Genomic DNA, 21,754 nt, shown 5'->3' on the forward strand with positions numbered 1-21,754 from the left:
CTGGTGCTCCTGTTCGGTTTCGGGGAGGGGTCAGTTTCCGGGGACGGTGGGCAGGCCGGCGTCAGCGGCGACGGCGTAGGAGTCGTCGATGTGCACGACCTCACGGCCGGCTCGTTGCAGCAGGCTGCTGGCGATCGCCGCCCGGTAACCGGAGCCGCAGTGCACCCACACCGTGCCGGCCGGTACGTCGTCGAGACGGTGCGGCAGGTCGGGCAGCGGGATGTGGGTCACGCCGTCGATGTGCTCGGTGCGCCATTCGTTCGTCATCCGTACGTCGAGCACCACGTCGGCGGCGGGCAGGCCGTGGTTGCCGGCGCGGGCGGCGGCGAGGTCGGCGAAGGACGCCGTGGTGAGGGTGGCCAGTCGGGTGTCGTCGTCGGCGGCCCACTGCTCGGGGCTGCCGGTGGCCGCGGCGGCGGGCCTGTCGATCCCGATGCGGGCCAGTTCCCGCTGCGCGTCGGCGACCTGCTGCTCGCTGTCGCCGAGCAGGGTGATCGGTGCGCCCCACGGTGCCATCCAACCCAGCCAGGTCGACATCGGGCCGTCGAGGCCGAAGCTGAGGGTGCCGGTGAGGTGCCGGTGCGCGAACGCCTTGCGGGAGCGCAGGTCGACCACCCACTCCCCGTCGGCGATCCGCTGAGCCAGCGCGGCCGGGTCGGCGACGGCGACCGGGGTGAGGTCGATGAGATCGGCGCCTGCGGTGTTACGGGCACCCATGTGCGCGTAGTAGGCCGGGTAGGCGTCCAGCCCGGCGAGGGTCTGCTGGACGAAGTCGTCGGCCTCCAGGCGTAGCGCCGGGTTGGCGGTGCGTTCCCGGCCGATTGTCGACTCGGGGGCGTCGGCCTGGGCGGCGGAGCAGAAGCTGCCGAAGCCGTGGGTGGGCCACACCTGGGCGCCGTCGGGCAGGAGGTCGGCCAGCCGGTGCGCGGAGGCGTACTGGCGCTCGGCGAGGGTGTGGGCGTGCTGCTTGCCGAGCAGGTCGGTGCGGCCGGTGGTGCCGAACAGCAGGGAGCCGCCGGTGAACACACCCATCGGGCCGTCGTTGCCGTCGAGGACGTAGGACAGGTGGTGGAAGGTGTGTCCGGGGGTGGCCACGACCCGCAGCCGCATCCGCTCCGACACCGTGATCGTGTCGCCGTCGGTGACCGGCTGCCGCTCGAAGTCGACCTCGTCGTCGGCCGCGACCAGGTACGTCGCGCCGGTGAGCCGGGCGAGGGCGAGCCCTCCGGAGACGTAGTCGTTGTGCAGGTGGGTTTCGGCGACGTGGGTGATGCGTACGCCGAGGCTGCCGGCCAGTGCCAGGAGACGGTCGATGTCGCGTTGCGGGTCGACGACGATCGCCACCTGGCCGTCGTGGGCAAGATAGCTGCGGTCGCCCAGGGACGAGGTCTGCACGACCTCCACGCTCAGGTCAGTCACTGCCGTATCTCCTCGTTCGGTTGCCGTGAGTGGGTAAGCGGCCGGTGTCGGTACGAGCCGGGCCGCGGGGCGAGCCAGGTCTCGGACGATCGGCTCGCCTGCGCCGGGATCCGTCGTCAGCCGGTGTACGGCGACCAGCCCGCCGCGGGGGCACACGGTCGCCAGGACGGGCACCCCGAGGGCGGCCGCGTCGATCGGTGCGTTTCACCCAGCGGCGGGTTGGTTGGCCGTTGTGCCCCATCTCGCCGTGCTGGTGCGGCTCTTTCAGCCCTTGTCGCGCAGGTGGCATCCGCCAGCGGATACCCCGGGGGACCTGGAATGCACGGTCGTCCTCCGTCCCCGTAGGTCAGGAGAGGGCCAGGAACAGCTTTTCGAGTTCTTCCTCGCTCATCGGCGGCTCCTCGCCGCGCCCGCGGGCAGCCTGGCACTCCCGCATGCCGGTGGCGATGATCTTGAAGCCCGCCCGGTCGACAGCGCTGGACACGGCGGCCAGTTGGGTGAGGACCTGCTTGCAGTCGTCACCGTTCTCGATCATCGCGATCACGGCGCCGAGTTGCCCCTGCGCCCGCTTCAGTCGGGTCAGCGCGTCCTTCAGCATGATCGGACCCATCTCCATGCGCACCCGCCTCCGTCGCCAGGATACCCCCGGGGGTATGTACGAACCCCGCTACTGTCTCCGTCCAACATACCCCCGGGGGTATCTGTTTCCGCTGCTGCGGTGCTGTGCGTCACCGGTCCCCGTCCCTGGGCGAGCCAAATACACCTTCCGGCGGCGTCCAGCGCAAGCCAGCCCGGGCCGAGGCCAGACAAACGCCCACGCTCGGCACAGGCCCAGCCACGATCGACTCGCCTTCCTGGAGATCGGGGCATCCGACCTGCTGGGACACCCAGATTTGCAGGAAAGCGAGTCGATCATCCGTCTGAGGCCGTGACGGCACCGGGGTCATGCCCCTCCGGGCACTCCCGGCGTGACAGCCTCCCGTACCTCGGGCGACGGGACGGAACCCAGGCCGGAGGTACGGGCGCGCAGCAGGACGATCATCGTGGCGGCGACAACTGCGGAGCCGATGGCGTAACCGAGCTCGACCCGCAGCGTGGTGGCGACCGGGGCGAGGGTGGCGACGACGAGCGCTGCCACGCCCACTGCCCACGCGGCTGCCTGCGCGCGGTGCCGGTCGAGGGCGAGCAGCCCCTGACCGAGGACCATCGCCCACAGGTAGGCGAGGGTGGCGACCGCGAGCCAGGCGAAGTCACCGTGGCCCAGGACGGCCGGCGCGTCGAAGAGGGTCTGCACCAGCCACGGGCCGAGCAGTACGGCGACCACGCCGCCGGCGAGGCCGAGTGCGGTGACCACCCCCAGTGCCCGGCGCAGAAGGCTGTGGAAGCCGACGCGGTCGCCGGTGGTGGCGGTGGTGGCGAGACCGGGCAGCAGGGATGCCTGCAACGAGGCGAAGACGAACAGCGGGATCCGGACCAGGACGAGCGCGGAGAGCAGCGCACCGGCGGTGGCGACGTCGGACGGGTCCAGCACCTTGACGTTGATCACGCCGATGTTGACAACGACCTGGGAGAGCAGGCTGGACACGATGAGCAGGCCGAGGCCGCGCAGGAACGGCGCCCAGGCCACCGGGACGCCGCCGCCGATGGCCCGCAGCACCGGCGGGGCGGTGAGTGCCACCCCGACCAGCGGGGCGACGATCAGCACCGCGCCGAACCACACGGGGGAGGTGACCCCGGTCAGGCCGAGCACTGCCACGAGGGCGATGCGCAGGCCGCCGTCGACGCCGAGTTGGGTGCCGTACCAGGGGAACAGTTGCAGGCCGGAGAGCACACCGCGGGTGGTGTGCGCGACGGCGAGCGCGGCGAGCGACCCGATCAGCACGGTGACCATGCGGCTGTCGCCGGCGAAGAACCGGTCGGTGAGCGGCCCCCGGGCGGCGATGATCAGCGCGACGATGGCCACGAGCAGACCGAGGGCCAGGGCGGCCCCCCGGGCCAGCACCGGCCCGGGGGGCAGGCCCTGGCTGTGCCGCCCGGCCACGAGCCGGGCGACCTCCTGCTCGACGGGCATGAACAGGCCGATGCCCAGGGTGAAGACGATCGACCAGAGCACCGACAGCGACGAGTAGTCCGCCTTGGTGAGGCTGTGGCCGGCGACAGCCAGGTGGACGTAGGAGGCGAGCCCCAGCAGGGCCAGGCCCGCGCCGACGGCGAGGGTGCCCGGTGGGACCAGACTCAGAAGCCGCCGGATCACCTGCGGATGAGCGCCAACGTGAGTACGGCGAAGGCGCGGCCGAGGTAGATCATCGCCTTGGCCGGCGAGTGGCTGGGGGTGCCCGCCATCCGCTTGCGCATGGCCACCGGCACCTGGCGGATGGTGTAGCCGCGCCGGGCGGTGTGCACGAGCGTCTCGACTGTGTCGCCCAGGTACTCCACCGGATACCAGGTGGCGAACATGTCGATGACCCGCCGGTTGGCGGCCCGGAACCCGGAGGTGGTGTCGGTGAGCTTGGTGCGGGCCACCCGGGACAGCACGCCGGAGAGCATGACCATCGCCCAGCGGCGGGGGCCTCGGACGCTGTAGTCGCCCTCGCCGGCGAACCGGGCGCCGATCACCAGGTCCGTCTCGTCGAGCAGGTCGACGAGCTTCGGCACGTACCGGGGATCGTGCTGGCCGTCCGCGTCGATCTGGATTGCCACGTCGTAGTCGTGGTCCCGCGCGAACCGGTAGCCCAACCGCATGGCACCGCCGACACCAAGGTTGTACGGAAGTTTCGCGACCCGGGCGCCGGCAGCGGCGGCCACGGCGGCGGTGCGGTCGGTGGAGCCGTCGTCGACGACGAGTACGTCGACGCCCGGCAACTCGCCACGGACCTCGCCGACCACCTCGGCGATCGAGCCGGACTCGTTGAGCGCCGGGATGATGATCAGGACCCGCTTGCCGTTAACCATCGTGCGACACCAGTTCGTCTCGGGCCGCCCGGTCCGCCTCGATCTCGGCGCGGAGCAGGGCGAAGTCTTCTGCAAGGGTGCGGGTTTCTTCCTCCAGGGCGCTGACCTCCCAGCTGAGGTGCACGCAGACCAGCAGCAGGAAGACGATGCCGAGGAAGAGCACCAGGCTCACGCCGGAGGCGACGCCGAGCAGTTCGGCGACGTTGTCCAGCAGGCGGGGGAAGAGCGACAGCGGGATGACGATCACCAGGACGCCGAGCCAGAGCATGCCGTACTTCTCGCGGAGCTGGCGGCGGCGCAGCAGCTCGACGATCGTGGCCAGCAGTATCAGGCCGGTCAAGCCGGTGACGAGGGTGAGCTTCATGCGACCTTCCACGGGGCGGGTGGAGCGGCGGAGGCGAACGCGGCGGCCAGGGTGGTGTGCCAGCCCACAGGGGGTGGCACACACGTGGCGGCCCGACGGCCGTTCCCTAGCAGACTGTACGCCGATCGGGGGGCGGAACGGGGGGACCGGTCGCCGCGAATCGGCCGGATCCGGGCGGAATCCCGGCCGTGCGGCGCCGACACCGACCGGACCAGGCCGGACCAGAAGGTACGGCCGGGGCCGGTGACGAGCAGTCGGGTCATGCGGGTGTTGCGGCCTTCAACGGCTCCCACCAGGCCCGGTTGTCGCGGTACCACTGCACGGTCTGCGCCAGGCCGTCGGCGAGATCGATGCTCGGGGCGTACCCCAGCTCTTCGTTGATCTTGGTGATGGCCAGCGAGTAGCGGCGGTCGTGGCCCTTGCGGTCGGCCACCGGAACGACCCGGTCCCACCCGGCGCCGCAGGCGTCCAGGAGCAGACCGGTGAGCTCCTTGTTCGTCAGCTCGGTGCCGCCGCCGATGTTGTAGACCTCGCCGGCGCGACCCTTCTGCTGGACCAGCGCGATGCCCCGGCAGTGGTCGTGCACGTGCAGCCAGTCGCGGATGTTGCCACCGTCGCCGTAGAGCGGGACGGTGCCGCCGTCGAGCAGGTTGGTGACGAACAGCGGGATGACCTTCTCCGGGAACTGGTACGGCCCGTAGTTGTTGGAGCAGCGGGTGACCACCACGTCCATGCCGTGGGTGCGGTGGTAGGCGAGCGCGAGCAGGTCCGAGCCGGCCTTCGACGCCGAGTACGGCGAGTTCGGGGCCAGCGGCCACGTCTCGGTCCAGGAACCCTCGTCGATCGACCCGTACACCTCGTCGGTGGAGACGTGCACGAACCGGCCGGTGCCGTGCCGCAGGGCGGCGTCCAGCAACGTCTGGGTGCCCAGCACGTTCGTGGTGACGAACGGCGCGGCACCGGCGATCGAGCGGTCGACGTGCGATTCGGCGGCGAAGTGCACGATCACGTCGTGCCCGGCGACCACCTCGTCGACGGTGGCCGGATCGCAGATGTCGCCCCGCACGAAGCGCAGCCGGGGGTCGGCGCGCACCGGCTCCAGGTTGGCCAGGTTGCCCGAGTAGGTCAGCTTGTCGAGCACTGTCACGGCGGTGGGATCGACCGCGGGCACGCCCGAGGCGCTGCCACCAGGCACGCCGAGCAGCATGCGGACGTATTCCGAACCGATGAAGCCGGCACCGCCGGTGACGAGGATCCTCACGGGTCCAGGAGTGTACGCGAAACGGACGGTCAGCCGGGGGCGGCGACCACCGACATGCCGGCGGCCGGTTGCGGCTAAGCTCCCCCGGTGCGCGGAATCCTACTCGCCGGCGGCACCGGTTCCCGGCTCTGGCCGATCACCCGGGCAGTGTCCAAGCAGCTGATGCCGGTCTTCGACAAGCCGATGATCTACTATCCCCTCTCCACCCTGGTCATGTCCGGGGTTCGGGAGATTCTGGTGATCACCACACCGGAGGACCAGGACCAGTTCCGCCGGCTGCTCGGCGACGGAAGCCAGTTCGGGCTGCGGCTGGAGTACGTCACGCAGGCCCGCCCGGAGGGCATCGCGCAGGCGTTCGTGCTGGGCGCCGACTTCATCGGCGACGAATCGGTCGCGCTGATCCTCGGCGACAACATCTTCCACGGCGTCGGCCTGGGCCGGCAGTTGGCCGCCCACGGCGACCTGGTCGGCGGCCGGGTGTTCGCCTACCCGGTGGCCAACCCCGAGGCGTACGGCGTCGTCGACTTCGACGCCGACGGCCGGGTGCTCTCGATCGAGGAGAAGCCGGTCCGGCCGAAGTCCCGCTACGCGGTGCCCGGTCTGTACTTCTACGACAACCGCGTGGTCGACATCGCGGCCAAGCTCACCCCCAGCGCCCGGGGCGAGCTGGAGATCACCGCGATCAACGAGACGTACCTGGAGCGCGGCGAGCTGTCCGTCACCCTGCTCGACCGGGGCACCGCCTGGCTGGATACCGGCACGTTCAACTCGATGATGCAGGCCGGCGAGTTCGTCCGGGTCATCGAGGAGCGGCAGGGCCTGAAGATCGGCTGTATCGAGGAGGTGGCCTGGCGGGCCGGCCTCATCGACGACGACCAGTTGCGTGCCCTCGCCGAGCCGTTGACCAAGAGCGGCTACGGCGACTATCTGCTCGGCCTGCTGGCCGAGAAGCACGAGCGGCAGGGGCAACGATGAAGATCCGCGAGCTGACCATCGAGGGCGCCTGGGAGATCACTCCGCAGCAGCACGGCGACCCGCGCGGCATGTTCATGGAGTGGTACCGCTTCGACAAGCTCGCCGAGGCGGTCGGCCACCCGCTGCGTCTGGCGCAGGCCAACCTGTCGGTCTCCGCGCGGGGTGTGGTGCGCGGCATCCACTTCGCCGACGTCCCTCCGGGCCAGGCCAAGTACGTCACCTGCGTGCGTGGCGCCGTCCTCGACGTGATCGTGGACCTGCGGGTGGGCTCGCCGACCTTCGGCCGGTGGGAGGGCGTACGGCTGGACGACACCGACCGTCGGGCGGTCTACCTCAGCGAGGGCCTGGGGCACGGTTTCTGCGCGCTTACCGACGACGCGACGCTTAGCTACCTCTGCTCGGCCACGTACAACCCGACGGGTGAGCACGCGATCCACCCGCTGGACGGCGAGCTGGGCATCGAATGGCCTGCGGACGTACCGCTGCTGTCCGCCCGCGACGACGCGGCGCCGACGCTCGCCCAGGCCCGCGAGAGCGGCCTGCTGCCGGAGTACGACAACTGCCGGCGGTTCGTGGCGAGCCTCGGGCCGGACGGAATGTCGCACTCAACCGGTATGTGACCACGCCCGGAACACCACCTGTGGTGTGACAGTGACGAACGGGGCCTCCGGGCGGCTAATGTCACACCATGGAGCGGCGAATCTTCGGCCTCGAGACCGAGTACGGCGTCACCTGCACCTATCGCGGGCAGCGGCGGCTGTCCCCGGACGAGGTCGCGCGGTATCTGTTCCGTCGCGTCGTGTCCTGGGGCCGGTCGAGCAACGTCTTCCTGCGCAATGGGGCCCGGCTCTACCTGGACGTCGGGTCGCACCCGGAGTACGCCACACCGGAGTGCGACTCGGTGACCGACCTGGTCGCCCACGACCGGGCCGGCGAGCGAATCCTGGAAGGGCTGCTCGTCGACGCGGAGAAGCGACTGCACGACGAGGGCATCGCAGGTGAGATCTACCTGTTCAAGAACAACACCGACTCGGCCGGCAACTCGTACGGCTGCCACGAGAACTACCTGGTGTCCCGGCACGGTGAGTTCGGCCGGCTCGCCGACGTACTCATCCCGTTCCTCGTCACCCGGCAGTTGATCTGCGGGGCCGGCAAGGTCCTGCAGACCCCGCGCGGCGCTGTCTACTGCCTGTCGCAGCGGGCCGAGCACATCTGGGAGGGCGTCTCCTCGGCGACCACCCGCAGCCGCCCGATCATCAACACCCGCGACGAGCCGCACGCCGACGCCGAGCGCTACCGGCGGCTGCACGTCATCGTCGGCGACTCCAACATGAACGAGGTCACCACGCTGCTCAAGGTCGGCACCGCCGACATCGTGCTGCGGATGATCGAGGCCGGTGTGGTGATGCGCGACCTGTCGCTGGAGAACCCGATCCGGGCCATCCGCGAGGTCTCGCACGACATCACCGGCCGACGCAAGGTCCGGCTGGCCTCCGGCAAGGAGGTCAGCGCACTGGACATCCAGCAGGAATACCTGGCCAAGGCCACCGAGTTCGTCGAGCGTCGGGGCGGCGACCAGGCCGCCAAGCGGGTCGTCGAGCTGTGGGGCCGGGTCCTGAACGCGGTCGAGACCGGCGACCTGGAGCCGGTCTCCCGGGAGATCGACTGGGTCAGCAAGCTGCGGCTGATCGAGCGCTACCAGCGCAAGCACGACCTGCCGCTGTCGCACCCCCGGGTCGCGCAACTCGACCTGGCCTACCACGACGTACGCCGCGGACGCGGCCTCTACGGGCTGCTGGAGCGTCGCGGCGAGGTCGACCGGGTGACCACCGACCCGGAGATCTTCGAGGCGAAGGAGACCCCGCCGCAGACCACCCGGGCGCGGCTGCGCGGCGAGTTCATCAGGCACGCCCAGGAGAAGCGCCGGGACTTCACAGTCGACTGGGTGCACCTGAAGCTCAACGACCAGGCGCAGCGCACAGTGCTCTGCAAGGACCCGTTCCGCGCGTACGACGAGCGGGTGGAGCGGCTGATCGCCAGCATGTGACGGTCGTGCCGGTCCCGTCGGTGGTCATCGCCGGCGGGGCCGACCGGCCCGGTAGGCTGGGCGCGCCATGACGACTTCTGGACCTTCCGACGGCTCCGAGCGCGGCGCGCGGCAGAACTGGGTCGAGCGCCGGCGGGAGAAGATCCGCGCCGAGATCGACCGCAACCGGCGCGGCGACTACACAGTGCCGACGTGGGTGCTGGCCCTGGCCCTGGCCCTCATCGTGGGCGGCTGGCTAGCCCTGATCTTCCTGGCCTAACCCCCGGCCCCCGCACCCCCCGCACCCCCACGCGGCCCCGCGCCCTCCGCCTCGTGCGTCGATCATGGAGTTGTGGTGCCTGAGTTCTGGTGATTCGCCGCCTTCGCCCTCCACCACAACTCCATGATCGACGGGGTTGAGGGGGGTTCCCGGGCTCAGGGGAGGTGGGTTACTGCTTGGCGGCCGGCTGCTGCTGCGGCCAGGAAGTAGGCGTGGTCGGCGTCGAGGCCGCGGCCCATCGTGGACAGTGGCACCGGGGTGGCCCGCAGGGCGGCGTCGAGGCCGGCGGTGGGCACCCGCACGATCCGGTGCCGGGCCGCCAGCGGCGCCAGCGCCGCGTCGACCTCGGTGGCCAGCGCCGGTTCCAGGTCGTCGGGCACCACCAGCTCCGCCGGGGCGAGCGCCACTCGGCCGTACGCGGTGAGGCTGTGGTGGGACACGCCGCGGTGCCGGGGACGGGCGTCAGCGTCGGAGATCCGTAGCGAGCCGACCGCCCGGCCGCCGAGCGTGACGATCGCGTTGACGGCCTCGCCGACTGCCACTCCGGAGAAACCCCAGCGGGTGCCGGTGCCCAGGTTGCCCGGGCCCTGCGCCACGATTGCCACGTCGGCGTCGAGCACGTGCCGGGCGGCGAGCAGGCCACCGTGCAGCGAGGTGGCCTCCAGGTCGCCGCCGAACGACTGCCCGACGGTGATGGTGCCGACCAGTTCGCCGCGTAGCCCGGCCAGGGTGCGGGAGAACCAGGCCGGCAACGCCCCGCCGTCGGTCAGCAGGTACGCCACCCGGGCGTGCGGGGCGTCGGCCCGGATACCGGCCAGGATCGCCGGCAGCGCCGAGTGCAGGTCCGCGGTGACCACGGGCATCCCGTCCAGGTCGTCGGCGTCGGCCAGCACGTCCCGGTACGGCGACGCCTCCTCGTCGACGCCGAGCAGGATCGGCTGGAGCGGGGTGTAGCGGGCCTTGACGAGGTGCCCGGCGTCGCGGGTGTCGCCGGCGTCCGGCGGGTCCGGCGGCAGCCGGTCCGGCAGCGCCACGACGAGGGCGTACCCGCCGGTGCCGAGTCCCATCAGCAGCGCGCCGGCGTTGAGCAGCACCCGGTCGCCGGGCTCGGGGGTGCCGACCAGTTCGGGGTACGCGAGCGCCCGCATCCGGGTGCCGTCGGGCAGATCGACGTCGAGTTCCACCGCCCCGGTCCACTGCCGTCGCAGCGCCGCCACCGTCCCCGCCCGCCATCGCACCATGACGGGAAACGCTATCGGCGCAGGCGCGCAGCCCCGCGTCCGGGTGGGCAGGCCGCGTGGAGCGTCCACCCGGGCCAGCCGGCCGCCGGCTCGGACCGCCCGCCGTCGCCCGTTGCCGGTTGGCGCGGCTCAGCTCGGGTCGGGTTCGCCGCCGGCGTCCTCACTCGGTCGGGCCTGGGTGTCGCGGGCCGTTCCGGCAGCACCGGGCAGTGACCTGGTCGGGTCGAGGAAGACGTAGCGGATCTCCGGGTACCGCCCGGTGAGCCGCCGCTCGGCCTCGTCGGCGATGGCCTCGATGGCCGCGCCGGTGGCATCGTCGCGGAAGTCGACCTTCGCGGCGACCAGGACGTCGTCCGGGCCGAGCTGCATTGTCAGCAGGGTGTCGATCCGCTCCACCTCGGGCAGGCCGGCCAGGTCGTGCTCGATCTCGCGACGCAGCCGCTCCGGAACCGACCGGCCGACCAGCAGCGACAGGTTGTTGCTGGCCAGGATGCCGGCGACGGTCAGCAGCAGCAGCCCGATCAGGATCGAGGCGATGCCGTCCCACAGCTCGTCGCCGGTGGCCTCGGAGAGACCGACGCCGAGTGCGGCAATCAGCAGCCCGATCAGCGCGGCGCTGTCTTCCAGGAAGACCGCCTTGACTGTGGTGTCGGCGGTCAGCCGCAGGAACCGCCGGGGTGTTGTCCGCCACCGCCGGGACTCGCGGCGGACCTGCCGCACGGCCCGCGCCAGCGAGATCGACTCGATGACGAACGAGACGGCAAGCACGACGTACGAGATCAGGTAGTCGCCGCTGTGCTCGTGCACCAGGATTGTGGTGACGCCGTGGGTGACGGCGAAACCGGCACCGGCCACGAATGTGAACATGGCGGCGAAGAACGCCCAGACGTAGCTTTCCTTGCCGTACCCGAAGGGGTGTTGGGGGTCGGCCGGTCGTGCGCCCCGGCGTAGCGCCTGGAAGAGCAGCACCTCGGTGGTGGTGTCGGCGACCGAGTGCGCCGCCTCGGAGAGCATCGCCGCCGAGCCGGAGATCAGTCCGGCAACCAGCTTCGCGACGGCGATCGCGAGGTTGGCGGCACCGGCCACGACCACCGTTGCGACGCTCTCGCTCTCGGTCTTCGTCCCCGCTTGCGCCATGAGGGCCACACTATGGCCGGTGCCGGACACACGTAGTGGACACCGCCGATCCGAACAAGTGTGCGGCACGCCCGCGCGGGTGCACGCCTGCGGCGTGTCGGCTGCTAGCGTCTACCCGTGTCGCGGACCCGCACCGAACGCCTGGTCAACCTGGTGATCTGCCTGCTGTCCACGCGACGGTTCCTGACCGCCGCGCAGATCGCCGCGACCGTGCCCGGTTACGAGCACGATCCGGACGACGCGCGTGACCACGAGGCGTTCCAGCGCAAATTCGAACGGGACAAGGCCGAGCTGCGCGAGCTGGGTGTCCCACTGGAGACCGGGACGGCAAGCGTCTTCGACGCCGAGCCGGGTTACCGCATCGCCCACCGTGAGTACGCGTTGCCCGACATCCCGCTCGAGCCGGACGAGGCAGCCGCGGTGGGCATCGCCGCCCGCCTGTGGCAGCACGCCGGGCTGGCGGCCGCCGCGTCGTCCGGGCTGGCCAAGCTGCGTGCCGCAGGCGTGGACGTCGACCCGCAGGCCACCCTCGGTCTGGAGCCGATGGTCACCGTCGACCCGGCGTTCGCGCCGCTGACCAGCGCCGCGCGGGACCGTCGCGAGGTCGGATTCGACTACCGAATACCTGATCGGGACTCGCCCAGCCGTCGGCGATTGCAGCCCTGGGGCGTGGTGTGCTGGCGTGGCCGGTGGTATGTGGTCGGCCACGACCTGGACCGCGAGGCCACCCGCTGCTTCCGCCTGTCCCGCGTCGTCGGCACGGTACGGGTGACCGGTGCGCCCGGCGCCTACGAGCCGCCCGTTGGGGTGGACCTGATCAGCCATGTCGCGCGCTGGTCCGGCCCGGTGGAGCACACCGGCCGTGCCACTGTGCTGGCAGCGCCGGGCCGCGCCGCCGGTCTGCGCCGCTGGGCGGTGGAGGTGACCGCCGGCCCGGACGGCGACCGGCTGACGCTGCCGTACTCCGATCCGGACGGGCTGGCCGGCCAACTCATCGGTTACGGCCCGGACGTGCGGGCGCTCGACCCGCCGGAGGTCCGCGAGGCGGTCATCCAGCGGCTCAAGGAGATCGCCGCCCGGCACGACGAGCTGGCCGTCGCGGGAGGTGCCCGGTGACCCGGCCGGCTTCCCGAACCTCCGCCGACCGGCTGGCCCGGCTGCTCAACCTGGTGCCCTACCTGCTGGCCCGGCCCGGCATCGAGATCGCCGAGGCGGCCGACGACCTGGGTGTCACCGAACGCCAGCTCCGGGAGGACCTGGAGCTGCTCTGGGTCTGCGGGCTGCCCGGTTACGGCCCCGGTGACCTGATCGACATGGCGTTCGACGGTGACCGGGTGACGATCACCTACGACGCGGGGATCGACAGGCCGCTGCGGCTCACCCCGGACGAGGCGCTCGCGCTCGTGGTAGCGCTGCGGATGCTCGCCGAGACGCCCGGGGTGGCCAACCGGGAGGCCATCGAGCGGGCCCTTGCCAAGATCGAGGACGCCGCCGGTGACCTGGTGGGCGCCCCGGTGGCGGTCCGGCTGCCCGGCGACACCCGGCGCGTCGAGGCGCTGCGCGCCGCCGTGGAGGGCGGCCGGGCCCTGCGGATCCTCTACTACACCGCCGCCCGGGACGAGACCACCGAGCGCGTCATCGACCCGCTGCGGATGCTTATGGTCGGCGGCCGGGCGTACGTCGAGGCGTGGTGCCGGCGCGCAGAGGCGGTCCGGCTGTTCCGCGCCGACCGGATCGACGCGATCACCGAGCTGGACGAGCCGGCCGCCGTTCCGCCGCAGGCAGTCCCGCACGACCTCGCCGGGGGAGTCTTCCGCCCGTCACCCGACCTGCCGCTGATCACCCTGCGCATCGGGCGGAGCGAGCGGTGGATCACCGAGTACTACCCGTGTGAGCGGGTGGAGGCCGGTGACGGCGACCAGTGGCTCGTCTCGCTGCGGGTGACCGACCTCAGTTGGGCCCGCCGGTTCGTGCTGGGGCTCGGCCCGGGCGCCACTGTTGTCGCCCCGGTCGAGCTGGCCGAGCAGGTCAGGGCCACGGCAGCCGCCGCCCTCGACGCGTACGCCGTGCCCGCCCCCGCAGGCGTGCCGGCGCCTGCCGCTGTGCCCGCGACTGACGCCGTACCCGGGGGGTCCGAGGCCGACACGGCCGGGGCCCGGGACGCCGCCCCCGAGGCTGTGGCCCGTGACGCCGCGACGTCCGGCTCGGCGGCGTCCTAGACACGTGACTCCCGACTCTGGCCGGGCCGACGCACGATCGGCGACGGTGACCGGGGGCAGCCCGTTCACGATGGAACAAGTGACATCCGAGGCGCGGAGCGGCCACCCGTTCCTGCATACGGCACGCTCGTCAGGCAGTGGCCGACCGCACCCAGTAGGCTGTCCGTCGTGCTGATCTGGATCGTGCTCGCGGTGGTGCTGCTCCCGCTCGTGGTGCTCGCGCTGGCCGTACGGCCGGTGTTGACCCGGCTGCCCCACCTGCGTCGCGCCTCGGTGGCGTTGCAGCGGCGGGCCGCCGAGGCCGAGGCGCTGCGGGAGACCGCCGAGGCGCTTCAGCAGCGCGCCGAGGGAATCCAACAGCAACTCGACACCGCGCAGCACCATCTCGCTCTGATCAAGGCCAAGCGCAGCTGATCGACGGGCGTCATCGGTCCCTCCCCACAGGGCTGGGCATCCGACTCGGTGACCTGTTCGGCGACGGTTGACGGATCATCCCGGTTGGTCGAGACTTCACCCGGCCGGGCCTGGATCATCACCGCCCCGGCAGGTGGCATTCGGCTCGTCCGCACGTACGATGGGCTGCGTACCACCCCCGGACACAGAGCGACTGGAGCTTCTCATGGGTGCCCTCAAGCCGTGGCACATCGCCGTTCTTGTGGTTGTGCTGATCCTGCTGTTCGGCGCGAAGCGGCTCCCCGACGCCGCCCGCTCGCTGGGCCGCTCGCTGCGGATCATCAAGGCCGAGACCAAGAGCCTGCAGGATGACGACCGCGACCTCGCCGAGAAGGCCGACGCGCAGGCCGGCTACCAGCCGCTGCCGCCGCACGCCGGGCAGCAGGCGCCGTACACCGGTCAGCCGCAGCAGGCGCCGTACCAGCAGGCGCCGCAGCAGCAGCCGGTCGTCGACCCGGTGCACCGCGGCCGCGACAACTGACCGAGAGGCCCCACCATCGTGGCCTTCGCCCTGCGTAAGCGCGGCCCCAGCACGTTCGAGCGGGCCGCCGACGGCTCGATGACGCTCATCGAGCACGTCCGCGAGCTGCGCAACCGCCTGTTTCGTGCCTCGCTGGCGATCCTGATCGGCTTCGGGTTCGGCATCTGGCTGGCCGAGCCGGTCCGGTTGTTGCTGTCGCGGCCGTACTGCGACCTGCCCGGCTCGGTCGACCCGAGCACCGGCAAGTGCTTGTTCGTCCAGCTCGGCCCGGCGGACCTGTTCCTGCTGAACCTGAAGATCGGCCTGTGGGTGGGTCTGATCATCGCGGCGCCGATCTGGCTCTACCAGCTCTGGGCGTTCATCGCGCCCGGTCTGCACCGGCACGAGCGGCGCTACGCCTACGCCTTCACGGCTCTGGCGGCGCCGCTCTTCGCCGCCGGTGCGGTGCTGGCGTACTTCGTCACCGCCAAGGGCCTCGAGTTCCTGATGAACGTGTCCGGCGATGACATCTCGACCACGCTGGAAGTCACCAGGTACATATCGTTCGTCACCAACCTGATCCTGTTGTTCGGTGTGGCGTTCGAGTTCCCGCTGATCGTGCTGATGCTCAACTTCGTGGGCATGGCAAGCGCTAAGCGGCTGCTCAGCTGGTGGCGGGTGGCGGTGTTCGTGTTCTTCGCGTTCTCCGCAGTGGTGACGCCCACCCCGGACCCGTTCGGGATGACCGCGCTGGCGATCTGTCTGTGCGCGCTGTACTTCGCAGCGGTCGGGGTGGCGTTCATCAACGACAAGCGGCGTGGGCGCGGCAAGGAGGTCTACGCCGGTCTGGACGACGACGAGGTCTCGCCGCTGGAGCACGAGGCGGATCCGGTGGTGGCCGGGCAGCGGGTCGACGTGACAGCGCCGATCGGTGCCCCCGAGCCGATCGCCAAGCCGGCGCCGATCGAGCGTCGCTACGACGACATGACCTGACGGCCGCGCGCCGCCTGGTCCCGCCGACGCCGTCCCCGCCTGCCGGGGGCGGCGTCGCCGTGTCTGCCGCCCACCGCCGCCCGCGGGTGCCTCCCACCACCGCCGACACCGCTGTCGACAAGCGCCCGCAGGTGCCTCCCACCACCGCCTACACCGCTGTCGACAAGCGCCCCGTCGGTCGCCGCCCGCCGCAACGTCAGCGGGACTGATCATGACGCCACGGCAGCAGGTGACCGGCGGGTGTGCGGGCGGTACGGTGCTGCCCGTGACCGCAGACGATCACCTGCCCGGCGCGCTCGCCGGTGGTCCCGTCGCCGTGCTGACGAACCCGACGGCCGGACGGGGACGGCACCGCGCGTTGCTGCCCCAGCTTGTGGACGGGCTGGCTGCCGCCGGCCGGGTGGTACGGCTGTTGTCGGCGTCCGGTCCGGGCGAGGCGGAGGCGGCCTGTCGTGCGGCCGTCGCGGACGGTCTCGGTGCGCTCGTGGCGATCGGCGGGGACGGCACGGTCCACCAGGCGTTGCAGGCAGTAGCCGGCACCGACGTGCCGTTCGGTCCGGTGCCGGCGGGCACCGGTAACGACTTCGCCGTCGACACCGGGTTCCCGGCCGACCCCCTCGCGGCGGTGGCGGTGATGGTCGAGGCGCTGCGCGCCGGCCGGACCCACGCCGTCGACCTGGCCCGGATGGTCGACGCGGAGGGCGTCGAACGCTGGTACGGGGCGGTCCTCGCGGCGGGGTTCGACGCGATCGTCAACGAGCGGGCCAACCGGATGCGGTGGCCGCGCGGCCCCCGCCGGTACGACCTGGCGATCCTTGTCGAGCTGGCCCGGCTGCGACCGCGCCGGTACACGCTGCGCCTGGACGGGGTGCCGCACGAACTGGACGCGGTCCTCGTGGCGGTGGGCAACTGCCCGACGTACGGCGGTGGGATGCGGATCTGCCCGGACGCCGACCCGACCGACGGGCTGCTCGACGTGGTGGTGGCCGGCAGGGCCGACCGTCGGACCCTGATCCGGGTGAAGCCGCGCATCTACCAGGGCACCCACGTCAGCCATCCGCTGGTGACCACCTACCGTGCCCGCACCGTGGAGGTGGCGGCCGAGGGCATCGTCGGGTACGCCGACGGGGAGCGGTCGCTGGCCCTGCCGGTGACGGTCAGTGCGGTGCCGGGCGCGGTGCGGCTGCTGCGCTGACGCGTACCGCGCCGATGCTCGCCACGATGACCAGCAGGATGGCGGCGCACTCCAGCAGGGTCAGCGCCTGCCGCAGCACCAGCCAACCGGCGAGTGTGGCGATGGCCGGGCCGAGGCTCATGAGCACCGCGAAGGTGGCGGTGGGCATCCGGCGCAGCGCCAGCAGCTCAAGGGTGTACGGCAGCCCGGAGGCGAGTACCGCGAGGGCCGTGCCGAGCGCCAGCACTGTCGGGTCGAGCAGGACAGCGCCGCCGTCGACGATCCCGATGGGCAGTGTGACAAGCGCGGCGAGGGCCAGTGCGAGCGCCAGCCCGTCCGCGCCCGGGAACCGACCGCCGACCCGCGCGCTGAGCACGATGTACGCGGCCCACATGGCGCCCGCGCCGAACGCGAAGGCGACACCCGCCGGGTTGAGCCTGTCGAAGCCGCTCTGCCCGAGCAGCGCCACCCCGGCCAGCGCCAGCCCTGCCCAGCACCAGCTGGCCAGCCGTCGGGCGCTGAACACCGACAGCGCCAGCGGGCCGAGCACCTCAAGGGTCACCGTCGGGCCGAGCGGGATGCGTTCGATGGCCTGGTAGAACAGCGAGTTCATGCCGGCCAGCGCCAGCCCGAACGCGCCTACCGCGAGCCAGGCCGACCGGTCGTGTCCGCGCAGGCGCGGCCGGCAGACGACGAGCAGCAGCACCGCCGAGATCGCCAGTCGCAGGGTCACCGCGCCGGCCACCCCGGTACGCGGGAAGAGCAGCGCGGCCAGGGCCGAGCCGAACTGCACCGACAGCGCCCCGCCGAGCACCAGCCCCACGGCGACGACGCCGCCACGGCGCTCGGGCGGCGCGTCGGCCGACCGCGGGGCGGGCAGCAGGGTCTCCGTCACGGCACGACGCTAGGCGATCGGCGTCGGCCGTTCTCGGGCGGCTCCCGAGGTCAACCGCTCGTGTGCCTCGACCACGACGCCTCGATCCGCAAGCGGAGAGACCGGTGCTGACGGCGTGGAGAACCGCCCGTCAGGCAGGTAGGGCCAGGTCCAGCACCGCGCCGAGCCCGTTCTCCCGGCCCGGGTCGGCGGCCGGGAGCACAAGCACCGCGCAGCCGGCTGCCACCGCGCCCGCGTCCGCCGGTGTGTCGCCGACCATCAGCGTCTGCTCCGGATCGACGCCGAGCATCCCGCAGGCCCGCCAGAAGATCGCCGGGTCGGGCTTGCACCGCCCCACCTCGTAGGACAGCACGAACGCGTCGACGAGGTCGGTCAGGCCCCAGGTGTCGAAGTGCGGTCGCAGGTCGAAGCCGATGTTGCTGACCACCGCCACCTTCACACCGGCGTCGCGCAGCGCGGTCAGCGTGGGCGTGGTGTCCGGGTACGGCAGCCAGCCGTCGGCGACCAGCAGCCGCTCGTAGAGCGCCTCGGCGAAGCCCTCGATGCCGGCGTCGACGGTCTCGGCCAGCCCCGTGTACGCCGCCCGGTGCGCGTGCTCGTAGAGATCCCGGTCGGCCCACAGCTCGGCCAGCCGGGGCGGCACCCGGGCCGGCAACGGGCCGCCTGCCCGCCCGGCTGTCAGGAGCCGATCGGCAAGGGACGTGGCCCGGACCGGGTCCAGGGTGACCCCGCACGCGGCGGCGGCCTCCAGCACCCACCGCCGAGGTTCCTCCACCTGGGCCAGGGTGCCGTGGAAGTCGAAGAGCACCGCCTTGACGGGCCGTCGGGAGGCCCGGGGGGCGGCGGCGGCGTCGACACTGCCCGGCGGACTGGTCTGGGGCGGTTCGGCATGGTCCGGCACGCCGTGCACCCTACCGACCCCCGCTGACGGCCCCTCCGGACGGCCTTGTCGGGTGTCGTGTCCCGGCACGCACTAATCTTGGTGCCATGTCGAGCCCCGCCGAGCGGTACGCAGCGGCGCGCCGCCGGGCCGCGCAGGCCTCACAGTTCCCGGCGCTGGACGAGTTCGCCCTTGACCTGGGGTTCGACCTCGACGATTTCCAGCGGGAGGCGTGTCAGTCCCTCGAACGGGGCAGCGGGGTGCTGGTGTGCGCCCCCACCGGCGCCGGCAAGACCGTGGTCGGCGAGTTCGCCGTACACCTGGCGTTGCGGGGACGGCCCGACGACCCGGCGGCGGCCGACGGCGCGGCGACGCCACCGGCGCGGCGCAAGTGCTTCTACACGACGCCGATCAAGGCGCTGTCCAACCAGAAGTACCACGACCTGGTCGCCCGCTACGGCGCCGAGCAGGTCGGCCTGCTCACCGGCGACAACGCCATCAACGGCGACGCGCCGGTGGTGGTGATGACCACCGAGGTGCTGCGCAACATGCTCTACGCGGGCTCCAGCACCCTCGAAGGGCTCGCCTACGTGGTGATGGACGAGGTGCACTACCTCGCCGACCGGTTCCGCGGTGGCGTGTGGGAAGAGGTGATCATCCACCTGCCCGCCTCGGTGACCCTGGTCTCGCTGTCGGCCACGGTGTCCAACGCCGAGGAGTTCGCCGACTGGCTGGTGACCGTACGCGGCGAGACGGCGGTGGTGGTCAGCGAGCACCGGCCGGTGCCGCTGTGGCAGCACATGCTTGTCGGCAAGCGGATGTTCGACCTGTTCCACGACGCCGACGCCGCCCGCAAGCACGACGTGCACCCGGAGCTGCTGCGCTACACGCGCGACACGATGCGCCGCCTGGAGTTGGGGGAGGGGCGCAGCGCGGGTCCGGGCGCCGGCCGCCGTGGGCCGCGGTGGCGTGGCCCGATGCGTCCGGACATCGTCGACCGGCTGGACCGCGAGGGTCTGCTGCCGGCGATCCTGTTCATCTTCAGCCGCGCCGGGTGTGCCGCCGCGGTGCAGCAGTGCCTCGCCGCCGGGCTGCGGCTTACCTCGCCCGACGAGCGGGCCGAGATCCGCCGGGTGGTCGAGTCCCGCGTCACCGCCATTCCGGGCGAGGACCTGACGGTCCTGGGCTACTGGGAGTGGCTCGACGGGCTGGAGCGCGGCCTCGCGGCCCACCACGCCGGCATGCTGCCGGTGTTCAAGGAGATCGTCGAGGAGTTGTTCGTCAGGGGCCTGGTCAAGGCGGTCTTTGCCACCGAGACCCTCGCCCTGGGCATCAACATGCCGGCCCGCTGCGTCGTCCTGGAACGCCTCGTCAAATACAACGGCGAGGCGCACGTCGACCTGACCCCGGGGGAGTACACGCAGCTCACCGGGCGGGCCGGCCGACGCGGCATCGACGTGGAGGGGCACGCCGTGGTGGTGTGGTCCCCGGAGACCGACCCTCGGCACGTCGCCGGGCTCGCGTCCACCCGCACCTATCCGCTGCGGTCGAGCTTCCGGCCGTCGTACAACATGGCGGTGAACCTGGTCGGCACCGTCGGCGCGGAGCCGGCCCGCGCCCTGCTGGAGTCGTCGTTCGCCCAGTTCCAGGCGGACCGGTCGGTGGTCGGCCTGGCGCGGCAGGTGCAGCGCAACACCGAGACCATCGAGGCGTACGGCGCGGAGGCCGTCTGCCACCACGGCGACTTCGACGAATATTTCGCGCTGCGCGTGGCGATCGCCGACCGGGAGAAGGCAATCGCCCGCCAGGGGCAGACGCAGCGGAAGGCCGCAGCCGTGGCGTCGCTGGAGCGGCTGCGGATCGGCGACGTGATCCGGGTGCCGTCGGGCCGGCGGGCCGGCCTGGCCGTGGTGTTGGACCCGGCGACCGGCGGTTTCGGCGAGCCGCGTCCGTTGGTGCTCACCCAGGACCGCTGGGCGGGGCGGGTCAGCCCTGGCGACTTCACCACCCCGGCCGAGGTGCTGGCCCGGATCCGGGTGCCCAAGCACTTCAACCACCGCTCCCCGGCGGCCCGGCGCGATCTCGCCGCCGAGGTCAGTGGCACGGGCCTGGACCGCCACGGTGGCCGGCGCGGTGGCCGGTCCCGGCAGGCGCCGGGCGAGGACCACCAGCTCGCCCAACTGCGTACGGAGCTGCGCCGGCATCCCTGCCACGCCTGCCCGGAGCGGGAGGAGCACGCCCGGTGGGCGGAGCGCCGTCGCCGTCTGGAGCGGGACACCGAGGAGTTGCGCGAGCGGGTGTCCGGGCGTACCGGGTCGCTCGCGCGGACCTTCGACCGGATCGTGGCGCTGTTGACCGAGCGTGGTTACCTCGCCCGCGACGGCGCTGTCACCGACGCGGGTCGGATGCTCGGCCGGATCTGGACCGAGGCGGACCTGCTGGTGGCCGAGTGTCTGCGGCGGGGCGTGTGGAACGGGTTGTCGCCGGCCGAACTGGCCGCCGCGGTGTCGGTGGTGGTCTTCGAGGCGCGCCGCGACGTCGACGAGCGGGCGTCGCTGCCGCGCGGGCCGGTGGCCGACGCCGTCGACGAGACGCTGAAGCTGTGGGGGGAGATCGAGGCCGACGAGGCGGCACGTGGGCTGACCGCCACCCGGGAGCCGGATCTGGGCTTCGCCTGGCCGGTGTACCGGTGGGCGCGGGGCGAGGCGTTGGCAAAGGTGCTCGGCAGCGGCCACGAGATCGACGGTGAGATGCCGGCCGGTGACTTCGTCCGGTGGGCACGGCAGGTCGTTGACCTGCTTGGTCAACTTGCTGACTCTGGCGGCGCGGCCCCGGAGCTGCGTTCCACCGCCCGGCAGGCAATATCGGCCATCAACAGGGGCGTACTGGCATACCACACCTCGGCGTGATGATCACTTTCGGTCACGGCCGCTGACGAGGCGGCATAGCGGACGGTCACCGTGACAGTACGCCCCGGATAGCCCCGGGGTCACTGTTGCATCGGCCCGAAGCACCCCTGATCATT

At 72.0% G+C, this 21,754-nt stretch carries 21 protein-coding genes and 1 pseudogene; 12 read left to right on the top strand and 10 right to left on the bottom strand.

Annotated features, from left to right (window positions below; all coding sequences use genetic code 11):
* Positions 1 to 30: 30 nt before the first annotated feature.
* The 6 genes from ACPXB1_RS18735 to rfbB all read right to left on the bottom strand — a co-directional run bounded on the left by ACPXB1_RS18735 (position 31) and on the right by rfbB (position 5,996).
* A complete protein-coding gene (locus tag ACPXB1_RS18735; protein ID WP_425735582.1) occupies positions 31 to 1,419 on the bottom strand; it encodes an MBL fold metallo-hydrolase in 1,389 nt (462 codons plus the stop codon).
* 346 nt (positions 1,420 to 1,765) lie between these two features.
* The gene (locus ACPXB1_RS18740; RefSeq protein WP_387132521.1) at positions 1,766 to 2,017 is read right to left on the bottom strand and encodes a metal-sensitive transcriptional regulator; all 252 of its coding nucleotides are present in this window, start codon (positions 2,015 to 2,017) and stop codon (positions 1,766 to 1,768) included.
* A 345-nt stretch (positions 2,018 to 2,362) separates the two neighbouring features.
* On the bottom strand, positions 2,363 to 3,673 hold the full coding sequence (locus ACPXB1_RS18745) for a polysaccharide biosynthesis protein (RefSeq protein WP_355594677.1): 1,311 nt from the start codon (positions 3,671 to 3,673) through the stop codon (positions 2,363 to 2,365).
* A complete protein-coding gene (locus ACPXB1_RS18750) occupies positions 3,670 to 4,371 on the bottom strand; it encodes a glycosyltransferase family 2 protein (protein ID WP_355594675.1) in 702 nt (233 codons plus the stop codon). The genes ACPXB1_RS18745 and ACPXB1_RS18750 overlap by 4 nt, the downstream gene beginning before the upstream one ends.
* Complete coding sequence (locus tag ACPXB1_RS18755) at positions 4,364 to 4,735, bottom strand: DUF2304 domain-containing protein (RefSeq protein ID WP_355594673.1); 372 nt, start codon at positions 4,733 to 4,735, stop codon at positions 4,364 to 4,366. Before ACPXB1_RS18755 ends, ACPXB1_RS18750 begins: the two co-directional genes overlap by 8 nt.
* A gap of 259 nt (positions 4,736 to 4,994) precedes the next feature.
* Positions 4,995 to 5,996: a dTDP-glucose 4,6-dehydratase gene (rfbB, locus tag ACPXB1_RS18760; RefSeq protein WP_355594671.1), complete on the bottom strand. Its 1,002-nt coding sequence runs from the start codon at positions 5,994 to 5,996 to the stop codon at positions 4,995 to 4,997.
* 87 nt (positions 5,997 to 6,083) lie between these two features.
* Between rfbB and rfbA the strand changes: the two genes are divergently transcribed.
* The 4 genes from rfbA (at position 6,084) to ACPXB1_RS18780 (ending at position 9,277) form a co-directional block, all read left to right on the top strand.
* On the top strand, positions 6,084 to 6,971 hold the full coding sequence (gene rfbA, locus ACPXB1_RS18765) for a glucose-1-phosphate thymidylyltransferase RfbA (RefSeq protein ID WP_355594669.1): 888 nt from the start codon (positions 6,084 to 6,086) through the stop codon (positions 6,969 to 6,971).
* Positions 6,968 to 7,591, top strand: a complete 624-nt coding sequence (rfbC, locus tag ACPXB1_RS18770; protein WP_355594667.1) for a dTDP-4-dehydrorhamnose 3,5-epimerase — start codon at positions 6,968 to 6,970, stop codon at positions 7,589 to 7,591. The genes rfbA and rfbC overlap by 4 nt, the downstream gene beginning before the upstream one ends.
* A 68-nt stretch (positions 7,592 to 7,659) precedes the next feature.
* A complete protein-coding gene (gene pafA / locus ACPXB1_RS18775) occupies positions 7,660 to 9,018 on the top strand; it encodes a Pup--protein ligase (protein ID WP_355594665.1) in 1,359 nt (452 codons plus the stop codon).
* Between the two features lie 67 nt (positions 9,019 to 9,085).
* Positions 9,086 to 9,277, top strand: a complete 192-nt coding sequence (locus tag ACPXB1_RS18780; RefSeq protein WP_355594663.1) for a hypothetical protein — start codon at positions 9,086 to 9,088, stop codon at positions 9,275 to 9,277.
* A gap of 155 nt (positions 9,278 to 9,432) precedes the next feature.
* On the opposite strand, the gene ACPXB1_RS18785 is transcribed toward ACPXB1_RS18780, so the two are convergent.
* The gene (locus tag ACPXB1_RS18785) at positions 9,433 to 10,518 is read right to left on the bottom strand and encodes a DUF3866 family protein (protein WP_425735583.1); all 1,086 of its coding nucleotides are present in this window, start codon (positions 10,516 to 10,518) and stop codon (positions 9,433 to 9,435) included.
* Positions 10,519 to 10,647: 129 nt separating this feature from the next.
* Positions 10,648 to 11,655: a cation diffusion facilitator family transporter gene (locus tag ACPXB1_RS18790; RefSeq protein WP_355594659.1), complete on the bottom strand. Its 1,008-nt coding sequence runs from the start codon at positions 11,653 to 11,655 to the stop codon at positions 10,648 to 10,650.
* Positions 11,656 to 11,772: 117 nt separating this feature from the next.
* Here ACPXB1_RS18790 and ACPXB1_RS18795 point away from each other — a divergent pair, with 117 nt between their 5' ends.
* From ACPXB1_RS18795 to ACPXB1_RS18825, 7 genes and pseudogenes are all read left to right on the top strand, one after another.
* Positions 11,773 to 12,771 (top strand): helix-turn-helix transcriptional regulator, encoded by a 999-nt coding sequence (locus ACPXB1_RS18795; protein ID WP_355594657.1) that lies wholly within the window; start codon positions 11,773 to 11,775, stop codon positions 12,769 to 12,771.
* Positions 12,768 to 13,766, top strand: a pseudogene (locus ACPXB1_RS18800) (helix-turn-helix transcriptional regulator); the annotation flags it as partial. The gene ACPXB1_RS18795 and the pseudogene ACPXB1_RS18800, both read left to right, overlap by 4 nt.
* A gap of 276 nt (positions 13,767 to 14,042) precedes the next feature.
* Positions 14,043 to 14,288 (top strand): hypothetical protein, encoded by a 246-nt coding sequence (locus ACPXB1_RS18805; RefSeq protein ID WP_355594655.1) that lies wholly within the window; start codon positions 14,043 to 14,045, stop codon positions 14,286 to 14,288.
* A gap of 205 nt (positions 14,289 to 14,493) precedes the next feature.
* Positions 14,494 to 14,808 carry a Sec-independent protein translocase subunit TatA gene (tatA, locus tag ACPXB1_RS18810; protein ID WP_053661303.1) on the top strand — a complete coding sequence of 105 codons (315 nt, stop codon included), beginning with the start codon at positions 14,494 to 14,496 and terminating at the stop codon, positions 14,806 to 14,808.
* Positions 14,809 to 14,826: 18 nt separating this feature from the next.
* A complete protein-coding gene (gene tatC / locus ACPXB1_RS18815; protein ID WP_053661301.1) occupies positions 14,827 to 15,780 on the top strand; it encodes a twin-arginine translocase subunit TatC in 954 nt (317 codons plus the stop codon).
* 59 nt (positions 15,781 to 15,839) lie between these two features.
* On the top strand, positions 15,840 to 15,989 hold the full coding sequence (locus ACPXB1_RS18820; protein ID WP_355594652.1) for a hypothetical protein: 150 nt from the start codon (positions 15,840 to 15,842) through the stop codon (positions 15,987 to 15,989).
* 2 nt (positions 15,990 to 15,991) lie between these two features.
* Positions 15,992 to 16,975, top strand: a complete 984-nt coding sequence (locus tag ACPXB1_RS18825; RefSeq protein ID WP_425735584.1) for a diacylglycerol kinase — start codon at positions 15,992 to 15,994, stop codon at positions 16,973 to 16,975.
* Here ACPXB1_RS18825 and ACPXB1_RS18830 read toward each other — a convergent pair.
* Positions 16,938 to 17,849 (bottom strand): EamA family transporter, encoded by a 912-nt coding sequence (locus ACPXB1_RS18830; RefSeq protein ID WP_355594651.1) that lies wholly within the window; start codon positions 17,847 to 17,849, stop codon positions 16,938 to 16,940. The genes ACPXB1_RS18825 and ACPXB1_RS18830 overlap by 38 nt on opposite strands.
* A gap of 130 nt (positions 17,850 to 17,979) precedes the next feature.
* Entirely contained in the window at positions 17,980 to 18,750 is a 771-nt protein-coding gene (locus ACPXB1_RS18835; protein WP_355594649.1) for an HAD family hydrolase, read from the bottom strand.
* A gap of 86 nt (positions 18,751 to 18,836) precedes the next feature.
* Between ACPXB1_RS18835 and ACPXB1_RS18840 the strand changes: the two genes are divergently transcribed.
* Complete coding sequence (locus tag ACPXB1_RS18840; RefSeq protein ID WP_355594647.1) at positions 18,837 to 21,638, top strand: DEAD/DEAH box helicase; 2,802 nt, start codon at positions 18,837 to 18,839, stop codon at positions 21,636 to 21,638.
* Positions 21,639 to 21,754 lie beyond the last annotated feature (116 nt).

This window comes from Micromonospora sp. DT68, assembly GCF_049847245.1.
GTDB classification, from domain to species: domain Bacteria; phylum Actinomycetota; class Actinomycetes; order Mycobacteriales; family Micromonosporaceae; genus Micromonospora; species Micromonospora profundi.

Bases quoted from the DNA above. Each gene is read 5' to 3' on its own strand.
- ACPXB1_RS18825 (WP_425735584.1), top strand. From the start codon at position 15,992: ATGACGCCACGGCAGCAGGTGACCGGCGGGTGTGCGGGCGGTACGGTG.
- ACPXB1_RS18840 (WP_355594647.1), top strand. From the start codon at position 18,837: ATGTCGAGCCCCGCCGAGCGGTACGCAGCGGCGCGCCGCCGGGCCGCG.
- ACPXB1_RS18780 (WP_355594663.1), top strand. From the start codon at position 9,086: ATGACGACTTCTGGACCTTCCGACGGCTCCGAGCGCGGCGCGCGGCAG.
- ACPXB1_RS18790 (WP_355594659.1), bottom strand. From the start codon at position 11,655: ATGGCGCAAGCGGGGACGAAGACCGAGAGCGAGAGCGTCGCAACGGTG.
- ACPXB1_RS18785 (WP_425735583.1), bottom strand. From the start codon at position 10,518: ATGGTGCGATGGCGGGCGGGGACGGTGGCGGCGCTGCGACGGCAGTGG.
- tatA (WP_053661303.1), top strand. From the start codon at position 14,494: ATGGGTGCCCTCAAGCCGTGGCACATCGCCGTTCTTGTGGTTGTGCTG.
- ACPXB1_RS18740 (WP_387132521.1), bottom strand. From the start codon at position 2,017: ATGCTGAAGGACGCGCTGACCCGACTGAAGCGGGCGCAGGGGCAACTC.
- pafA (WP_355594665.1), top strand. From the start codon at position 7,660: ATGGAGCGGCGAATCTTCGGCCTCGAGACCGAGTACGGCGTCACCTGC.
- rfbC (WP_355594667.1), top strand. From the start codon at position 6,968: ATGAAGATCCGCGAGCTGACCATCGAGGGCGCCTGGGAGATCACTCCG.
- ACPXB1_RS18755 (WP_355594673.1), bottom strand. From the start codon at position 4,735: ATGAAGCTCACCCTCGTCACCGGCTTGACCGGCCTGATACTGCTGGCC.
- ACPXB1_RS18750 (WP_355594675.1), bottom strand. From the start codon at position 4,371: ATGGTTAACGGCAAGCGGGTCCTGATCATCATCCCGGCGCTCAACGAG.